At 74.5% G+C, this 15,893-nt stretch carries 7 protein-coding genes; 5 read left to right on the plus strand and 2 right to left on the minus strand.

The window, feature by feature from the left end; genetic code table 11:
- The first annotated feature begins 188 nt into the window (after positions 1-188).
- Positions 189-1,673, plus strand: coding sequence for a hypothetical protein (locus tag WME85_RS22270; RefSeq protein WP_437840762.1), 1,485 nt, complete (start codon positions 189-191; stop codon positions 1,671-1,673).
- Between the two features lie 15 nt (positions 1,674-1,688).
- On the opposite strand, the gene WME85_RS22275 is transcribed toward WME85_RS22270, so the two are convergent.
- Positions 1,689-2,723 carry a hypothetical protein gene (locus WME85_RS22275; RefSeq protein ID WP_437840764.1) on the minus strand — a complete coding sequence of 345 codons (1,035 nt, stop codon included), beginning with the start codon at positions 2,721-2,723 and terminating at the stop codon, positions 1,689-1,691.
- Positions 2,724-2,906: 183 nt separating this feature from the next.
- Between WME85_RS22275 and WME85_RS22280 the strand changes: the two genes are divergently transcribed.
- From WME85_RS22280 to WME85_RS22290, 3 genes are all read left to right on the plus strand, one after another.
- On the plus strand, positions 2,907-4,406 hold the full coding sequence (locus WME85_RS22280) for a TolC family protein (RefSeq protein ID WP_437840765.1): 1,500 nt from the start codon (positions 2,907-2,909) through the stop codon (positions 4,404-4,406).
- Positions 4,407-4,551: 145 nt separating this feature from the next.
- Positions 4,552-6,141: a 3,4-dehydroadipyl-CoA semialdehyde dehydrogenase gene (locus WME85_RS22285; protein ID WP_437840767.1), complete on the plus strand. Its 1,590-nt coding sequence runs from the start codon at positions 4,552-4,554 to the stop codon at positions 6,139-6,141.
- Positions 6,142-6,199: 58 nt separating this feature from the next.
- Positions 6,200-7,789, plus strand: coding sequence for a protein kinase domain-containing protein (locus WME85_RS22290; RefSeq protein WP_437840769.1), 1,590 nt, complete (start codon positions 6,200-6,202; stop codon positions 7,787-7,789).
- Between the two features lie 118 nt (positions 7,790-7,907).
- Here the strand turns inward: WME85_RS22290 and WME85_RS22295 are convergent, their stop codons facing one another.
- Positions 7,908-10,595 (minus strand): dynamin family protein, encoded by a 2,688-nt coding sequence (locus WME85_RS22295; RefSeq protein WP_437840770.1) that lies wholly within the window; start codon positions 10,593-10,595, stop codon positions 7,908-7,910.
- 106 nt (positions 10,596-10,701) lie between these two features.
- On the opposite strand from WME85_RS22295, the gene WME85_RS22300 reads away from it, so the two are divergent.
- Positions 10,702-15,867 carry a pentapeptide repeat-containing protein gene (locus tag WME85_RS22300; protein WP_437840771.1) on the plus strand — a complete coding sequence of 1,722 codons (5,166 nt, stop codon included), beginning with the start codon at positions 10,702-10,704 and terminating at the stop codon, positions 15,865-15,867.
- The last annotated feature ends 26 nt before the right edge of the window (positions 15,868-15,893 follow it).

Below are 15,893 nucleotides of genomic sequence, written 5' to 3' on the forward strand. Positions count from 1 at the left end.
GATTCCTTGGGCGGGCGGTGGTGCGCGGCGGGCGGGCCCCTCTTTTTTCTTGTGAGCCGGGGAGCCCTGAAGCCGTGGGCCCAGCCGCCGCGGGTCGGGGCTCCGCTTCCGCGGTCCCTTCCGTGCGGGGCAGTGCTATCACCTCGCCGCGGGCGCGACGAGATGCTGTTGGACCGGAGCAGCGCGAGGTGAGCGAGAGAACCGCGGCCCTCCACGCCGCCCGCCGCTCCGCCGCCGCGCTCGCCGCGCTGGCGCTCGCCGCCGGCCTGCCGCCTGCCGCGTCGGCCCAGCCGCTCCAGGACAACGCCTACGCCATCGACCTCTTCCAGGGGCCCATCCTCGCGCCGCTCCGTGTCACCGGGATCGCCGGCGCGTACGCCGGGTACGCCGAGGGGATCGCCGGCATGGTGGCCAACGCCGCGGCGCCCGCGCTCCGCGAGCCCTTCAGCCACAGCTGGCTGGAGGGCGACGTCGCCGCGTCGATCTCGATACCGATCGAGCTCTTCGAGAACAACGATTTCGACAACAGCGGCGACATCGACCTCGACTACTCGAATTTCGTCTACCTGACGCTCGGCGGCCAGCTGCAGGCGGGCGACTTCGGCGTCGGCGTCAACGCCGAGCTGCAGCGGTACTCGCTCACGGACGCCGCCGGCGCCGAGACGACGGTCGTGATCGGCAAGTACCACTTCCTCGGCGGGGTCCGCCTGCTCGGCGACACGCTCGTGCTGGGCGCCGGCGCCCGCGCGGTGACGCTCGGGCTCGACGCCGAGCAGACCAACCTGACGATCGCGGGCATCTCCCCGGAGCTCGGGCTGCTCATCCGCCCCGACTGGGCGTCGTACCGGCTCGGCGCCACGCTCCGGCTGCCGGTGAACGGAGGGAGGCTGCTCGGCGAGGGCGTGATCACGGACGGACGCGTCCGGCGCGCCGGCGGCCTGATCCTCCCCAACGAGGTCGTCCTCCCCTGGGAGCTCGAGGTCGGGCTCGCCGTGCAGGTCGGCCCGCGCCCGCTCAACCCGGCGTGGATCAACCCGCACGATCAGGAGCGGGAGCTCCGCGCGATGATCGCGCGCCGGCGCGCCGAGCGGGAGGCGCGGCGGGAGCTCGAGCTCGGCGCGATCGAGGAGCCGGCGGCGCGCGCCGAGCGCGAGCGCGCCTTCGCGGTGGAGCGGGCGCGCGAGCGCGCCGCCGACGAGCGCGAGCTCGCGGCGGGCCCGGCCGTCCTCGAGCGGGAGCGGCGCGCCCGCTACTGGAACTGGCCCCGCGAGCACCTGCTCATCACCGCGGAGCTCCTCGTGACGGGCGCCGTGTCGAACGGCGTCAGCCTGGAGCGGTTCCTGGCGCAGAACCAGCCCGGCAGCGATCAAGGCGCCTCGGCGGTGGGCACCTCGGGCGCGCACGTGAGCTTCTCGCCGCGGTTCGGGATCGAGACGGAGCCGATCCCTGGCCGCGTGCACACGCGGTTCGGCAGCTACTACGAGCCGAACCGCTTCGGGCGGCTGGGGAGCGGGCGCGTGGGCCGGCAGCACTTCACGTTCGGCGCGGACATCCGCGTGCTGTCGACGACCTTCTGGGGCCTGCTGCCCGAGGTCGCGTACACGCTGCAGGCGTCCATGGACTTCGCGCCCCGCTACGACAGCGTGAGCGCCGGCATCGGCGTCTGGCACTGAGCGGCGCGCCGCCGCTCACGCCGAGAGCGCGCCGCGGCGGTGCTCCGCGAGGAGCGCGCGGAGGTGGCTCATCCGCGCAGGATCGCGCTTGCCGAACTCGTCGAGCGCCGCGGCGACCGCGACGGGCGCGCCGCCGCGGGGCTCCCGCCGGAGCGCCCTGGCCGCCAGCGCGAGCGCGCGCGGGCGCAGCACCTCCTCGATGCGCAGCCGCACGGGCGGCGGCCGCCACGCGGCGTCGCGGTAGCCCCCTGGCCGCGCGGGCTCCGCGAGGGGCGCGAGGCCGTCCGCCTTGGCCTGCAGCGCCGAGAGGATCTCGCGCTCGATCGCGCTGCCCTCCTCGCGATCGCTCGCGCGCTCGATCGTGAAGGCCGTGTGCGGCGCGCCGCGCCGCGCGCCGCCGAGCCAGTCCTTGCGCCAGCGCACCGCCGTGGCCTTGCTGATGGTCGCCTCGCCGCGCGCGACGAGGCCCGTGAAGGCGCTGAGCATCAGCACCTCGAAAGGCGAGAAGGCGTCTCTGCCCCTCGCGCCCACGATGCGCGAGAGGTTCGCGGCGACGACGGGGAGCCCCGCGTCGATCGCGTCCGAGGAGCAGAAGAGCGTCGAGCCCGCGCTCGTGGGGTGGAACGCCGTGAGGCTCACGCCCTCGCCGGCGCCGTACCACCCGAAGAGCGTGCTCACGGTGCCCCAGCGCGCGCCGTCCGCGGAGCGGTACGCCCACGTGGTGCCCCAGAGCTCGAACAGCGAGCGCACGATCCACCGCGAGAGCCGCACGCCGAGCGCCAGGATCACGGCGAACAGCGCCGCGGCCGGGAAGGAGCTGTCCGCGGACTCGGCCAAGCCTGTCAGGAGGAGCACGTAGAGCGCCGTGTACGCGAGCAGCAGGCCGCTCGTGATCGCGCTCAGGAACAGCTCGATCTTCGGCGGCGCCCCGTGCTGCTCGGACCGGCGCCACGCGGCGCGGTGAGGGGGCTCGCCGCAGCGCGCGCAGGGATCCGCGGCGCCGCATCGCCGCCGCCTTCCGCAGCCGAGGCAGATGTCATTCGGGGGCAACCGGCTTGGCATCGGTGGTCCAGAATAGTGCCGCATCCGCGTTTCGTCGCCATGACTTGGCCCCTCCCGGCGGCCCGCCGCGCCGTCGCCCCGCCCACGGTTTCTCACACGCGCGCAGGCCCGGACCGTGCCCCGTCGGCTTCGGGCTTGTCGTCGCGCGCCGGACGGCGCATCGAGTCGCGCATGCCTCGTCGCCGGCTCCGCATGGTCGCTGTCCGCACTCTCGCCTTCCTCGCCCTGCATCAAGGGGTCGCCCTCGCCCAGCCGGCGCCTCCCCGGGGGCAGCCGGGCCAGCAGCCTCAGGGGCGGGCCGGGCAGCAGCCCCCCGCGGCGGCCCCGGCAGCGGCGCCGGCGCCGGCCGCGACGCCGGCGCTGCAGCGCATCGAGGTGAACGACCCGGCGCTCGCGCCCGTCCCGCCGCCGGCGCGCACGCTCGCGAACTGGAACGACGCGCGCGCGATCATCGACCAGCGCTCGGTCGATCTCGTCATCGCCGTGCAGGAGGTCGCCCGCGCCGAGGGCATCGCGCGGCGGGCGCTCGCCGCGGCGCTGCCGAGCCTCGACGCAAGGGGCAGCCTGACCCACCGCCTGGCGGGCGACCAGACCACGGTGGGGGTGCCGGCGGACCCGGATCCGACGGCCCCGAGCACCTCGCGTTCCGATCTCTTTCCGACGAGCGCCTCGGCGTCCCTGACGCTCAGCCAGCCGATCCTCGCCCCGCGCGCGTGGTACGGCATCGGCACCGCCAACCTGTCGGTCGAGGTCGCCAAGCTGAGCCTGGAGGATCGCCGCCGCGTCACGATCGGCGCGGTCGCGGACGCCGTCGTCTCGATCATCACGGCCGAGCGGGTCAGCGAGGTCAACCGCGTCGGGCTGCGCAGCGCGCTGGAGCGGCTGGAGCTCACGCGGCGGCGCGAGCGCCTCGGCACCGGCACGAAGCTCGACGTCGTGCGCGCGGAGCAGGACGTCGCGCTCGCCCGCGCGACGCTCGTCACCGGCGACGAGTCGCTGCGCAGGTCGCGCGAGGCGCTCGGGGCCGTGCTGGGCGAGCGCGGCGAGGTCGGCGTCCCGCAGACCTTCTCGCTCAACGGGATCGCGGCGGAGATGCAGTCGCAGTGCTCCCAGGGGCGCTCGGATCAGCGCGCCGACGTCCGCGCGGCCCGGGCCGAGCTGGAGATCGCCGAGCGCAACCTCACCGACGCGAAGCTCGCGTTCGCCCCGTACGCGGAGCTGTCGAGCACGCTGCAGGGGCAGACCGCGTTCGGGAACGATCAGGGCATCAGCACGCGGTCGTGGGAGTGGTCGATCAGCGCCGTGCTCACCGTCCCCATCTGGGACGGCGGCGCGCGCTACGGCGATCTCCGGGTGAACCGGGCGCTGGTCGAGCAGCAGCGGGCGCGCATCGGCCTGGCGGAGCGCGCGGCCGAGCTCGACACGTCGCAGGCGGTGCGGGGCGTCGCGGTCGCCGAGCAGGCACGCGCCGTCGCCGAGCAGGCGCGAGACCTCGCGCGCGAGACAGCGCGCCTCACGCAGGTCGCGTTCGAGGCCGGCACCGTGACGAGCTTCGATCTTGTCGAGTCCGGCCGCAGGCAGCGCGAGGCCGAGATCGATCTCGCGGTGCGGGAGTTCGAGGTGGTCAGGGCGAAGATCACGGCGCTGCTCGCGTCCGCCTCGTGCAAGTAATACATACGGTGACGGGCACGGTGACGGGCGCGGCAAGTCGCGGCGCGTCGCGCGACGCTCGAGCAATGGACGGGCGAGCGAAGAGCGCCGCGCGCCGCCCGCGTGGGGGTTGTGCCGAGCGACCGCGCGAGTAGGCTACGCGCCCATGGAGCGGCTCGAGAGCTACGTCGCAGGGCAGTGGAGCGCCGGTCAGGGCGCCCCGCACGCGCTGGTCAACCCCGCGACGGAGGAGCCGCTCGCCGAGACGAGCACGGACGGGCTCGACCTCGCGGCCGCCGTGGCGTTCGCGCGGGCGGAGGGCGGCCCCTCGCTCCGCGCGCTCACGTTCGCCGAGCGCGGCGAGCTGCTGCGCGCGATGTCGCGCGCCGCGCACGCGCACCGCGACGCGCTCATCGAGGTCGCCATCCAGAACGGCGGCAACACGCGCGGCGACGCCAAGTTCGACATCGACGGCGCGATCGGCACGCTCGCCTACTACGCCGACCTCGGCGCCCAGCTCGGCGACGCGCGGCTGCTCGCCGACGGCGACGGCGTGCAGCTCGGGCGCTCGCCTCGCTTCTTCGGCCAGCACATCCTGGTGCCGCGCCCCGGCGTCGCGGTGCACATCAACGCCTTCAACTTCCCCGCGTGGGGGCTCGCCGAGAAGGCCGCGTGCGCGCTCCTCGCGGGCATGCCCGTCATCACGAAGCCGGCGACGAGCACGGCGCTCGTCGCGCTCCGGCTGATGAAGATCTTCACCGAGCGCGCCCCGCTGCCGCGCGGCGCGCTCTCGTTCGTCGCCGGCCCGCCGGGCGATCTCCTCGACCACCTCGGCGGCGAGGACGTCCTCGCCTTCACCGGCTCCAGCACCACCGGGGCGGCGCTCCGGCTCCTGCCGGCCCTCGCGCGCGAGAGCGTCCGCGTGAACGTCGAGGCCGACAGCCTGAACGGCGCGGTCCTCGGCCCCGACGTCGACCCCGGCTCCGAGACGTACGCGATGTTCCTCCGCGACGTCGTCCGCGACATGACCCAGAAGGCCGGCCAGAAGTGCACGGCGATCCGGCGCATCTTCGTGCCCGCGTCGGTCATCGAGACGGTGCGCGACGACCTCGTCGACCGCCTCCGCGACGCGCGCGTCGGCGACCCGGCGCAGGACGGCGTCACGGTAGGTCCGCTCACCACAGCCGACCAGCTCCGCGGCGTGCGCGCGGGCATCGAGCGCCTCGCGGCGGACGCGGCGGTGGCGCTCGGCGGCACCGGGCCGTTCGAGAGGCTCGGGGTGCCTGACGGAAAGGGGTACTTCGTGCCGCCGACGCTGCTCGTCGCGAGCGGCCCCGACGGCGCGGCCGCCGCGCACGAGCACGAGGTCTTCGGCCCGGTCGCGACGCTCTTCCCTTACGACGGCGGCGCGGCGCACGCGGTCACGCTGCTGCGCCGCGGGCGCGGGAGCCTCGTCTGCGCGGTCTACAGCGACGACCGCGGCTTCACGGCGGAGGTGCTGCTCGGCGTCGCGCCCTACCACGGCCGCGTCGTGCTCGGCAGCGAGCGGATCGCCGACCAGGCGCCCGGCCCCGGCACCGTCCTCCCGCAGACGATCCACGGCGGCCCGGGCCGCGCCGGCGGCGGCGAGGAGCTCGGCGGGCTGCGCGGGCTCCATTTCTACTCGCAGCGCACCGCGGTGCAGGGGTCGCGGCCGATCCTGGAGGCGATCCTCGGGACGAAGACGGAGCCACGGCCCGCGCCGGCGAGGCCGTAGATCGCGAAGGCCGGGGGTAGCTCTCCCAGAGGACTCTATCTATGGTGAAGTCTCGCTCATGAGCGCGGGCCCGCAACTCATCGGCCGAACGATCGCAGGGCGCTTCCAGATCACGGGCTTCATCGGCGAGGGCGCGATGGCGGCGGTCTACCGCGGCGCGCAGGACGCGGAGCCGCGCGACGTCGCGATCAAGATCATGCACCCGCAGCTCCTCGGCGACGCGACGTTCGTGACGCGCTTCGAGCGGGAGGCGAAGGCCGCGTCCCGCCTCCGCCACCCGAACACGGTGCAGATCGTCGACTCCGGCGTGGAAGGGCACCTGCCGTACATCGTGATGGAGCTCGTCTCCGGGCAGGACCTGTTCGAGCTCCTCCTCGCCGAGCGCCGGCTCTCCGAGGCCCGCGCCGCGCGGATCCTGATCGGCATCACCGACGCGCTCGCCGCCGCGCACGACCGCGGCATCGTGCACCGCGACCTCAAGCCCGAGAACGTCATGATCCTGCGGGATCCCGCGGATCCGTCGGTCGAGCGCGTGAAGGTGCTCGACTTCGGCATCGCGAAGATGGTCGAGGGCGGCACCCGGGCCGGCGACGACGGACCGAACAGCGCGCCGATCAGCGTCTGGGGCTCGGTCACCACGGTGGGCGTCGTCGTCGGCACGCCGGCGTACATGTCCCCGGAGCAGTGCCGGGGTGACGCCATCGACGGGCGCAGCGACGTGTACGCGTGCGGGATCCTCCTCTTCCTGCTGGTCACGGGCCGGCTCCCCTTCCCGCCCACGTCCGTCGTGTGGGAGGTGGCGATGGATCACGTCCGGAAGCGGCCGCCCGCGCCGAGCCTGTTCGTGCCGCAGATCCACCCCGGCCTCGAGGCGATCATCCTCACGGCGCTCGCGAAGCTGCCGGGCCAGCGGCAGCAGACCGCGCGCGAGCTGCGCGACGAGCTCGAGCGGCTCCTGCCGCACCTGTCGGAGGCGCTGTTCCCCGCCGCGTCGGCGAGCGCGCCCGAGGACGCGCCGACCATCGAGTCGGCGATGCCGGTGTCGATCCGGAGCACGATGACGGCCGCGCCGCCGCTGCGCGAGATCGACGTGCCGCCGCCGCCGCCGGCGCAGCGCGGCGAGGTGCTGGCGAAGGCGATGTTCCGCGAGGGCGTGCTGACGGAGGGGCCGCCGTCGAGCGCGATCTCGTCGCGCGCCGCGACGCTGCCCGGCGGCGCGCTCGCCGGGCCGACGTCGGAGGACCTCTCGCGCACGCTCCCGCAGGCGCGGCTCAGCATGCCGTCCAGCGACCCGCCGTCGAGCGACATCGTGATCCACGATCGCAAGGACTTCGGGCCGCTCTTCTCCCCCACGGGCGCGCGCGCGCCGTCCCCCCGACCGGCGGCGCCGCACGCCGCCGCGCCGCACGCCGCCGCGCCGCACGCCGCCGCGCCGCACGCCTCCGCGCCGCAAGGCGCCGCCGCGCTGCCGCGGCCTCCGGGGCTGCCCACGGTCGTCGGCGAGATCACCGGTGCGTCGTTCCGGGTCCGGCGGGACCGCCGGCCCCCCGCGCGCACCACGGACATGTGGCTCGTCCGGCTCGTCGTGCCGCTGGCGCTCCTGATCGGGCTGGCGCTCGGCGTGCTCGCGTTCTTCCTGAGCCGCTGACCCTCGCGGTCTCCGCGCCGCGGCCGCCGGCGCGCGAGAGCACCAGCGAGGCCGAAGGATCGGCCAGCCGGAACGCCGGTCGTCGTGTCTGACGCGCGCCGAGGTCCCCGCGGGGCGCTCAGGCGCCGGCGGGCGTCGCGGGCGCCTCGAGCGCGGCCCGGAGCGCCTGCGCGCGCTGCTCGACCGCCGCCGAGGCCGGCGGCGGCACCGGCACCTCCGCCTCGGCCGACAGCGCCATCGCGAAGGCGTCGATCGCGGCCTCGACCACGCCCTCGATCGAGCGCGCCGCGAGCTCGTCGGGGGCGTCGTGCACCGCCACCATGCCCATCAGCACCGCGCGCACGTGGGCCGCCGCCCGCGGCGACGGCTCGGCGCCGGGCGCCCCGCGCGCGGCGCTCGCTTCCTCGGCGCCTTCGGCCACGCGCGCGCCGCGAGCGCCCGTCTCGCCGCCGGCGTGGGCCGCCCTCGCGATCTCGACCGAGAGAGGCCAGCTCAGCCGCGTCACGAGCCGCTCCTGCACGTAGGCGCGGACGCTCGCGTCGGTGCGCTTGCGCTCCTCGGGCAGCGCCGCGATCGGGCGCAGGTCGGCCGCGAGCTCGCGGCGCGCGGGCTCGAGCGCCTTGTCGATCGCCGCGGCGATCGTCCGCCGCTCGCGCCGCAGGTACGCCGCGCTCGCGCGGAGCCGATCGGCCTCGGCGCGCGCCCGGCGCCCTGCCTCGCGGTCCTCCGCGGCGCGCGCGGACGCCGCGTGGGCGAGCTCGACCGCGATGCGACCCGCCTTGCGCCGGAGCGCGCGCTCGCGCAGCGCGTCGCTCGCGTCGACGATCTGCTCGGCGAAGAGCGCCTCGACCTCGGCCCACCCCGAGGCCGCGAGCGCCGCCTCGTCGCCGAGCCGCCCCCGGAGCGAGAGCCGCGCGGAGAAGGCGATCGGCGGCGTCAGCGACGTGATGGCGCTCGCCGCGAGGCTGTCGCGCACGTGCGCGAGCACCGTCTCCAGGGCGTCCGGCTTCAGCCGATCGGCCTTGTTCGCGAGGATCTGCACCGGCACGCCGAGGGCGCTGATCTCGGAGAGCACCCGCCGCTCCGACTCCTTCATCGCCTGGGGCGCGTCGAGCAGCCAGATGGCGACGTGGGCCTCGTCGAACGCCCGCCGCGCCTCCGCGATGTGGTCGGGGTCCGGCGCGTTGAAGCCGGGCGTGTCGAGGATCTCGACGCGCTTGAGCCGCTCGATGGGCGCGTAGATGAAGACCCGCGAGACCTTGCTGCCGTCGGCCGCGAGCGCGCGCAGCGTGTCCTTCAGCGCCGCGTGCGGCACGACGCGGTCCTGGCCGCCGCGCACGACGATGCGCGCGAACGGGTCGGGCGCCCAGGCGACCCAGTGGAGCGTCGCGGTCGTCGGCAGCACGCCGGTCGGCGCGACGTCCTCGCCGAGCAGCGCGTTCAGGAACGTGCTCTTGCCCGCGTTGAACTCGCCGACCACGGCGGCCCGGAGCGGGCGCTCCCGCTCGACGGCGAGGGCCTCGGTCGCCGCGAGCAGGTCGAGCCGATCGAGGAGCTTGGCCGTGCGCGCGAGCTCGCGCAGCACGTCGCTCCAGGCGGCGGGGCGCGGCGCGGCGCCGCCCTCCGCGGCGGGGAGCCACCCGCGCGCGATCGAGCGGCGGATGTCCTCGGCCCACGCCGCGCCCTCGCCCGTCACGGCGTCGAGCGCGTCGAGCGCCTTGATCCCCTGCCCCTCGGCCGCCATCGCCGCGGCGTCGCGCAGCCGGAGGAGGTCGGGCGAGAGCAGCGGCGCCGCCGCGCCGCGCTCCTTCGCACGCGCGGCGAGCGCGTCGAGCGCGCCGAGGTCGCGCGTCTCGACCGCCATGCTGAGCAGCGCCGCCGCGGCCGCGGGGTCGCCGGCGGAGAGCCCGCGCGCGAGCGCCTGCCGCGCGTCGTCGCGCCGCCCCTCGGCGAACGCGAACGCGGCGGCCCAGGTCGGCTCGTCGAGCGCGCCCGCGGCGCGGACGACGCGGCGCACGCGGTCGACGACGAGCACGTCGCGGGAGGCGGCGACGAGCGAGGCGCAGAGCTCCGCCGCGCCGGGGACGTCGAGCACGAGCGCCCGGAGCCCGAGGTCGAGCGCGCGCGCCACCACGGCGGGCGGGAGCGCCGCCGCGGAGGCGCCCGCCGCGGCGCTCGCCTCGGCCAGCGCGAGCCGGGCGAGGACGAGCGCGGCGCGCCCCTCGATGGCGGCGGGCTCGCCCAGGGTCTCCGCGGCGGCGCGCGCGCCGTCGAGATCGCCGCGCGCGAGCGCGCACGCGGCGCGGCGGAGGGCGGCGTCGCGATCGGGCGCGGTCGAGAGCGGCGCCGGGATGCGGTCGAGCCAGCGCTGCGCGCGGGCCGGGTCGCCGGCGGCGAGGTCGAGGTCGCACAGGTCGAGCAGCGCCAGGCGCGCGGCGTCGCGCTCCTCCGGCGCCGACGCGGCCCGCTCGAGCGCGCCCCGCGCGCCGTCCCAGCCGATGCGCTGCCCCGCGCGCCCGAGGCGGAGCCACACGTCGGCGCGCCACGGCACGCGCTTCGTGAGGTCCGCGAGCGCGGTGACCACCTCCTCGTCGAGCCAGGCATCCTCCGCGGCGTCGGCCCAGAGCGCGAGCCCGACGGCCGAGTCGGGCAGGACCGAGAGGATGGAGCGCGCGTGCTCGCGGGCCTCGAGCGGCATGCCCTTCGCGAGCGCGACCTCGGCGGCGCTGCGCTCGTTCTCGAGGCCGAGCGCGAGGATCTCGACCCGCCCGAAGAACCGGTTCAGCGCCTCGACGAGCCTCGCCATGGGCCGGATGAAAGCCCCGGCGGAGGGCGGTCGTCCAAGAAAATCGGCCAGGTCGCCGCCCGGACGGGGACCTGGAGGCCGGGGCTCGGTTTGTTAGAGTGGCCCGGTGCCGGCGGACATCCTCACAGGGCGCGTCGACGCGCTGGTCGTGACCGCGCTGCAGGACGAGCTCGAGGCGGTGCTCGCGCTCGGCGAGGGCGGCCGGGACGGCTGGCGGGAAGCGCGGGATCCGGCCGGGTTTCCGTACTACGTCCGCGAGCTGCCGAACGACCGCGGCCAGCCGCTCCGCGTCGCCGCGGCGTGGTCGGGGCGGATGGGCGAGAGCGCGGCCGCGGCGCGGGCGCAGGGGCTCATCGAGGAGCTCGACCCGGGGTGCCTCGCGATGTGCGGCATCTGCGCCGGCAGGCGCGGCGAGGTGTCGCTCGGCGACGTGATCGTCGCGGATCGGGTCTACAGCCACGACGAGGGCAAGCGCGTCGCGCCCGGCGGCGACGGCGCCGCCGAGTTCTTCCACGACATCGAGACGTACAACCTCGAGCGCACGTGGAACATGGACGCCGCGCTCTTCGCGCGCGAGTTCGAGCGGCAGGCGCCCCTCGCGCGCGAGCGGCCGCCGCCTGCGGCGTCGCAGGCGTGGTGGCTCCGGCACGCGCTCTATGCGAGCCAGGTCGAGGGCGGACCGCCGCCGGTCTCGCTGCCGGAGCGCGCCGCGCGGTGCCCGGGCTGGACCGAGCGCATCGGCGAGCTGGAGGCGCAGGGCGTGCTCCGCATCGGCGACGCCGGCCTCGAGCTCACGGAGGCGGGCGTGGCGCAGGTCCGCCGGGATCGCGTCGTCCACCCCGACGGCCCGCCGCCGGCCCGGCCGTTCCGCGTACACATCGGCCCGATCGCCACGGGCAAGGCGGTGCAGGAGGACGCCGGCCTGTTCGAGCGGCTGAAGCCGATCGGGCGGAGGGTGCTCGGCGTCGAGATGGAGGCCGCGGCGATCGGCTACGTCGCGGAGCGCCTCGGGCGGCGGTCGATCATCGCGAAGGCGGTCTCGGATCACGGCGACCACGAGAAGGACGACAGCTTCCGCGCGTTCGCGTGCCGCGCGTCGGCGGAGTTCCTGTTCGCGTTCCTGCGGCGCTACCTCTCGCCCGAGCCCGCCGGGCGAGGCCGGGCGCCACGCCGCTTCCCGGCGCGCGTGCGGGGCGGCCGCGCGGAGCCGCACGGCGACGACATCCTCCTGCCGGGCGAGGGGCGCAGCGACGACTTCCTCTCGCGCGTCGAGCGCGTGTGCAGGCTGCGCGAGCCCGAGGGCGTGGAGATCGAGTGGTTCGACGCGCCCCTGCCCTTCGGCTGCTACCTGCGCGTCTCGGTCAACGAGGGCGGCATCGTCCGGATCGCGCCGCTGGCGGCGCTCGAGAGCGGCATCTCGACCGAGGCCGTCTCCGCCTTCCTGGAGAGCATCGACGCCTCCTACCGGCGCGACGACCCCGGCCTCGTCTCCACGCTCGTCTACGGCGGCGAGCCCGCGCCGGAGGAGCTCGTGCGGTACGCGAGCGCGCGGCGGGTGCGCCTCGCGCGGTTCCTCGAGTACCAGGGGCTCGTCGATTTCCGCGGCTACCTGGCGTGGCAGAGCGCGAGCCTCGAGCGGGACCCCACCTATCCGCCGGCGCTCTACGTCGACCAGCGTGTCGCGCTCACGACGGGCCAGACGGAATCGCTGCGCGAGCGCGCGCTCGACGCGCTCACCGAGCTGCTCGACTCGGAGCACAGCCGGTTCGTGCTGGTGCTCGGCGACTTCGGCACGGGCAAGACGTTCCTCCTGCACGAGCTCGCGCGGCGCATGGGCAAGGCCGGCGGCGCGCTGACGCCGGTCCTCATCGAGATGCGCGCGCTGGAGAAGGCGCGCGACCTGAACGCGCTCATCGCGCAGCACCTCGCGCTCGCGGGGCTCGGCAAGATCGATCTGCCCGCGTTCCGGCACATGCTCGCCGAGGGGCGGATCGCGCTCCTGTTCGACGGCTTCGACGAGCTCGCCTTTCGCGTCACGTATGACCGCGCGGTCGAGCACTTCGACACGCTGATCCAGGCGGCGCAGGGCAAGGCGGCGAAGGTGGTGGTCACGAGCCGGAGCCAGCACTTCATGTCGGAGCAGCAGGTGCGGTCGGCGCTCGCGGAGAGGGCCGCCTTGCTGCCCGGCTACCGGCTCGCGCGCCTCTTGCCGTTCACCGAGGCGCAGATCCACAGGTTCCTCGTGAACCGGCTCGGCGGCGAGGAGGCCGCCGACGCGCGCATGCGGCTGCTCGCGGACGTGAAGGATCTGCTCGGTCTGTCGGCGAACCCGCGGATGCTGGGGTTCATCGCGGAGATCGAGGAGGCGCAGCTCCGGCAGGCGAAGGCGGGCGACGGGGAGATCACCTCGGCGGGGCTGTACCGGCTCCTGCTGGACCGGTGGCTCGTCTGGGAGTACGAGCGCGCGCACCCGAAGGGCGCGCAGCCGGGGCTGTCGGTGGCGCAGCGGTGGCGGGCGGTGACGGAGCTCGCGACGCGGCTGTGGCAGCGGACCGAGCAGAGCGTGAGCATCCGCGAGCTGCCCGCGGAGCTCATCGCGGCGCTGCAGGCGCTCGGGCGGCACGAGCTCGATGTGGGGGTGGCGGCGCACCAGATCGGGTCGGGGACGCTGCTCGTGTGGGACGACCAGGAGAACTTCCGGTTCATCCACCAGTCGGTGCTCGAGTGGCTCGTGGCGCGGGAGGCGGCCGAGGAGGTGCAGCGCGCCGGGGAGGCGGCGGCGCTCGCGCAGCGGGAGGTGAGCGACCTGATGGCCGACTTCTTCGGGGCGCTCGCGGGGCGCGAGGCGGCGGCGAGGTGGGCGCAGGGGGCGCTCGGCGGGGCGTGGGGCACGGTGGCGGCGGCGAACGCGCTGCGGCTCGACGGGCGGATGGGGCTCGGGGTGCACGAGCGGATGAACCTCGCGGGGGCGGACCTGCGCGGGCAGGACCTCTCGGGGAAGGACCTCAGCGGGTGCGACCTCCGGGGGGCGGATCTGAGGGAGGCGAAGCTCGTGCGCGCCAACCTGAGCGGGGCGCGGCTGGAGGGGGCGCTGCTCGACGGGGCGGACCTCTCGGGGGCGGACCTCTCGGGGGCGGATCTGACGGGGGCGACGGCGGTGCGGGGGCGGCTTGTCGGCGCAGACCTGACGGGGGCGAGGCTGGAAGCGGTGAAGCTTCGCGGGGCGAAGCTCGTAGGCGTGCGCGGGGCGCGGTTCGACGGGTGCGACACGTTCGGCGCGGCGATGCCGGAGGCGGCGAGGTTCGAGCCGACCTGGGTGCACTTCGGCGAATGCCATGCTGTGACGATCAGCCCTGACGGGGAATTGCTCGCTTCCGGCCATGCTGACGGGCTCGCCTTGTACGACCTGGCGACCGGCAGCGCGCTGCGCATGCTGAAGGGGCACACCGGTCTGGTCATGAGCGTCGCGTTTAGCCCTGACGGCGCGACGCTCGCTTCCGGCTCGAAGGATGGCACCGTTCGGCTATGGGATGTTTCGACAGGCAATGCGCTCTGCGTGCTGAAAGGGCACGCGCGCGCCGTGATGAGCGTGGCGTTCAGCCCTGACGGCGCGACGCTCGCTTCCGGCTCATCGGATCAGGATGTCCGTCTCTGGGAGGTGATCACCCTCACCGAGGCCAGGTTGCTGCGAAACCAGCCGCATGGAACATCGTTTGCGGCCTTCAGTCCTTTGGGGGATACGCTGGCTTCCTGCTCCCGCGACGCCACGGTGCGCATCTGGCAGGCGTCGACAGGACGACTGCTGCGAGAGTTCGGTGGCCACTCAGATTTTCTGACGGGAGTGGCGTTCAGTCCTGACGGCGCGATGCTCGCTTCCGGCGCCCGGGATGGCAAAGTGTGTCTCTGGCGGGTGTCGACAGGAGAAACGCTACGCGTGCTGGAGGGCCATTCGGATGCGGTGATGAGCGTGGCGTTCTCCTCCGACGGCGTGGCGCTGGCTTCCGGTTCCCGCGACGGCACGGTGCGGCTCTGGCAGGCATCGACGGGAGGGACGCTGCGCGTGCTGGAGGGCCATTCAGACCTGGTGCTGAGCGTGGCGTTCAGCCCTGACGGAGAGACACTGGCTACGGGGGCTCGCGACGGCACGGTGCGGCTCTGGCGGGTGTCGACAGGAGAAACGCTGCGCGTGCTGGAGGGTCGATCCCCGCTCTTGATGAGCATGGCTCTGAGCCGTGACGGTACGACGGTCGCTTCCACCTCCGCCGGTGGCAGCATTCAGCTCTGGAGCGTGTCGAGGGGGAACGTGTCACGCGTTCAGTCGGGGCACGGCGACTACTTGATGGATCTCGCCTTCAGCCCCGATGGCACGAGCATGGCTATCGGCGCGCACGACAACACAGTACAGCTCTGGAACATTGAGACGGGCAAGCTGGCGCGCAAGTTTCAAGGGCATTCACACCTGGTGTCCAGTATCGCATTCAGCCCAGATGGCGCAACGCTGGCTTCCGGGTCCCAGGACCATACGGTGCGGCTATGGGCGGTGACGACGGGCACCCTGTTGCATGTGCTCCAGGGTCATACGCACGGCATCAGGAGCGTGGCGTTCAGTCCTGACGGTTCGGCAGTGGCCTCTGGCTCGGGAGATGGAACCGTTCGAGTCTGGCGAGCGGCGGACGGGGGAATGAGACACGAGCTGAGCGGGCACGCCAGCAGCGTCATGAGCGTGGCCTTCAGCGCCGACGGTGCCACGTTGGCATCGGGCGGCTCCGATCATAGTGTGCTCTTATGGCGAGACGCGACTGGCGAAGCGACAGGCACGCTGCTGGGTCACTCCGCCCACGTCACCAGCGTTGCCTTCAGTCCTGACGGAGCGTTCATCGCGTCAGGCTCATCCGACGAGAGCATCCGTCTATGGGACGCGTCGACCGGTGACTTCGTTCGCGTTCTGATCGGCCATTCCGATTCAGTTACGCGTGTGGCGTTCAGTCCCGACAGCGCGACCCTGTTTTCTTGCTCTCGCGATGACACGATGCGCCTCTGGGACACGCGCACCGGCACGTGCCGCGCCGTGCTGCTCAAGCTGCCCGAGGGCTGGGTCGCCTTCCGCCCCGACGGCCGCTACAAGCTCGGTGGCAACGTCGGGGGTGGCTTCTGGCACGCCACCAACCTCTGCCGCTTCGAGCCGGGTGAGCTCGACGAGCTCATGCCCGGCCTGCGTATCCCGGACGACGAGCCGCTACTCTCGGTCCGGTCTGCGCTTGGTCTGGATTGAGCGCCGGTTGTAGAGAGATCGACCGC

Source organism: Sorangium sp. So ce1153, from assembly GCF_051521595.1.
Classification (GTDB): domain Bacteria; phylum Myxococcota_A; class Polyangia; order Polyangiales; family Polyangiaceae; genus Sorangium.

Bases quoted from the DNA above. Each gene is read 5' to 3' on its own strand.
- WME85_RS22280 (WP_437840765.1), top strand. From the start codon at position 2,907: ATGCCTCGTCGCCGGCTCCGCATGGTCGCTGTCCGCACTCTCGCCTTC.
- WME85_RS22285 (WP_437840767.1), top strand. From the start codon at position 4,552: ATGGAGCGGCTCGAGAGCTACGTCGCAGGGCAGTGGAGCGCCGGTCAG.
- WME85_RS22290 (WP_437840769.1), top strand. From the start codon at position 6,200: ATGAGCGCGGGCCCGCAACTCATCGGCCGAACGATCGCAGGGCGCTTC.
- WME85_RS22295 (WP_437840770.1), bottom strand. From the start codon at position 10,595: ATGGCGAGGCTCGTCGAGGCGCTGAACCGGTTCTTCGGGCGGGTCGAG.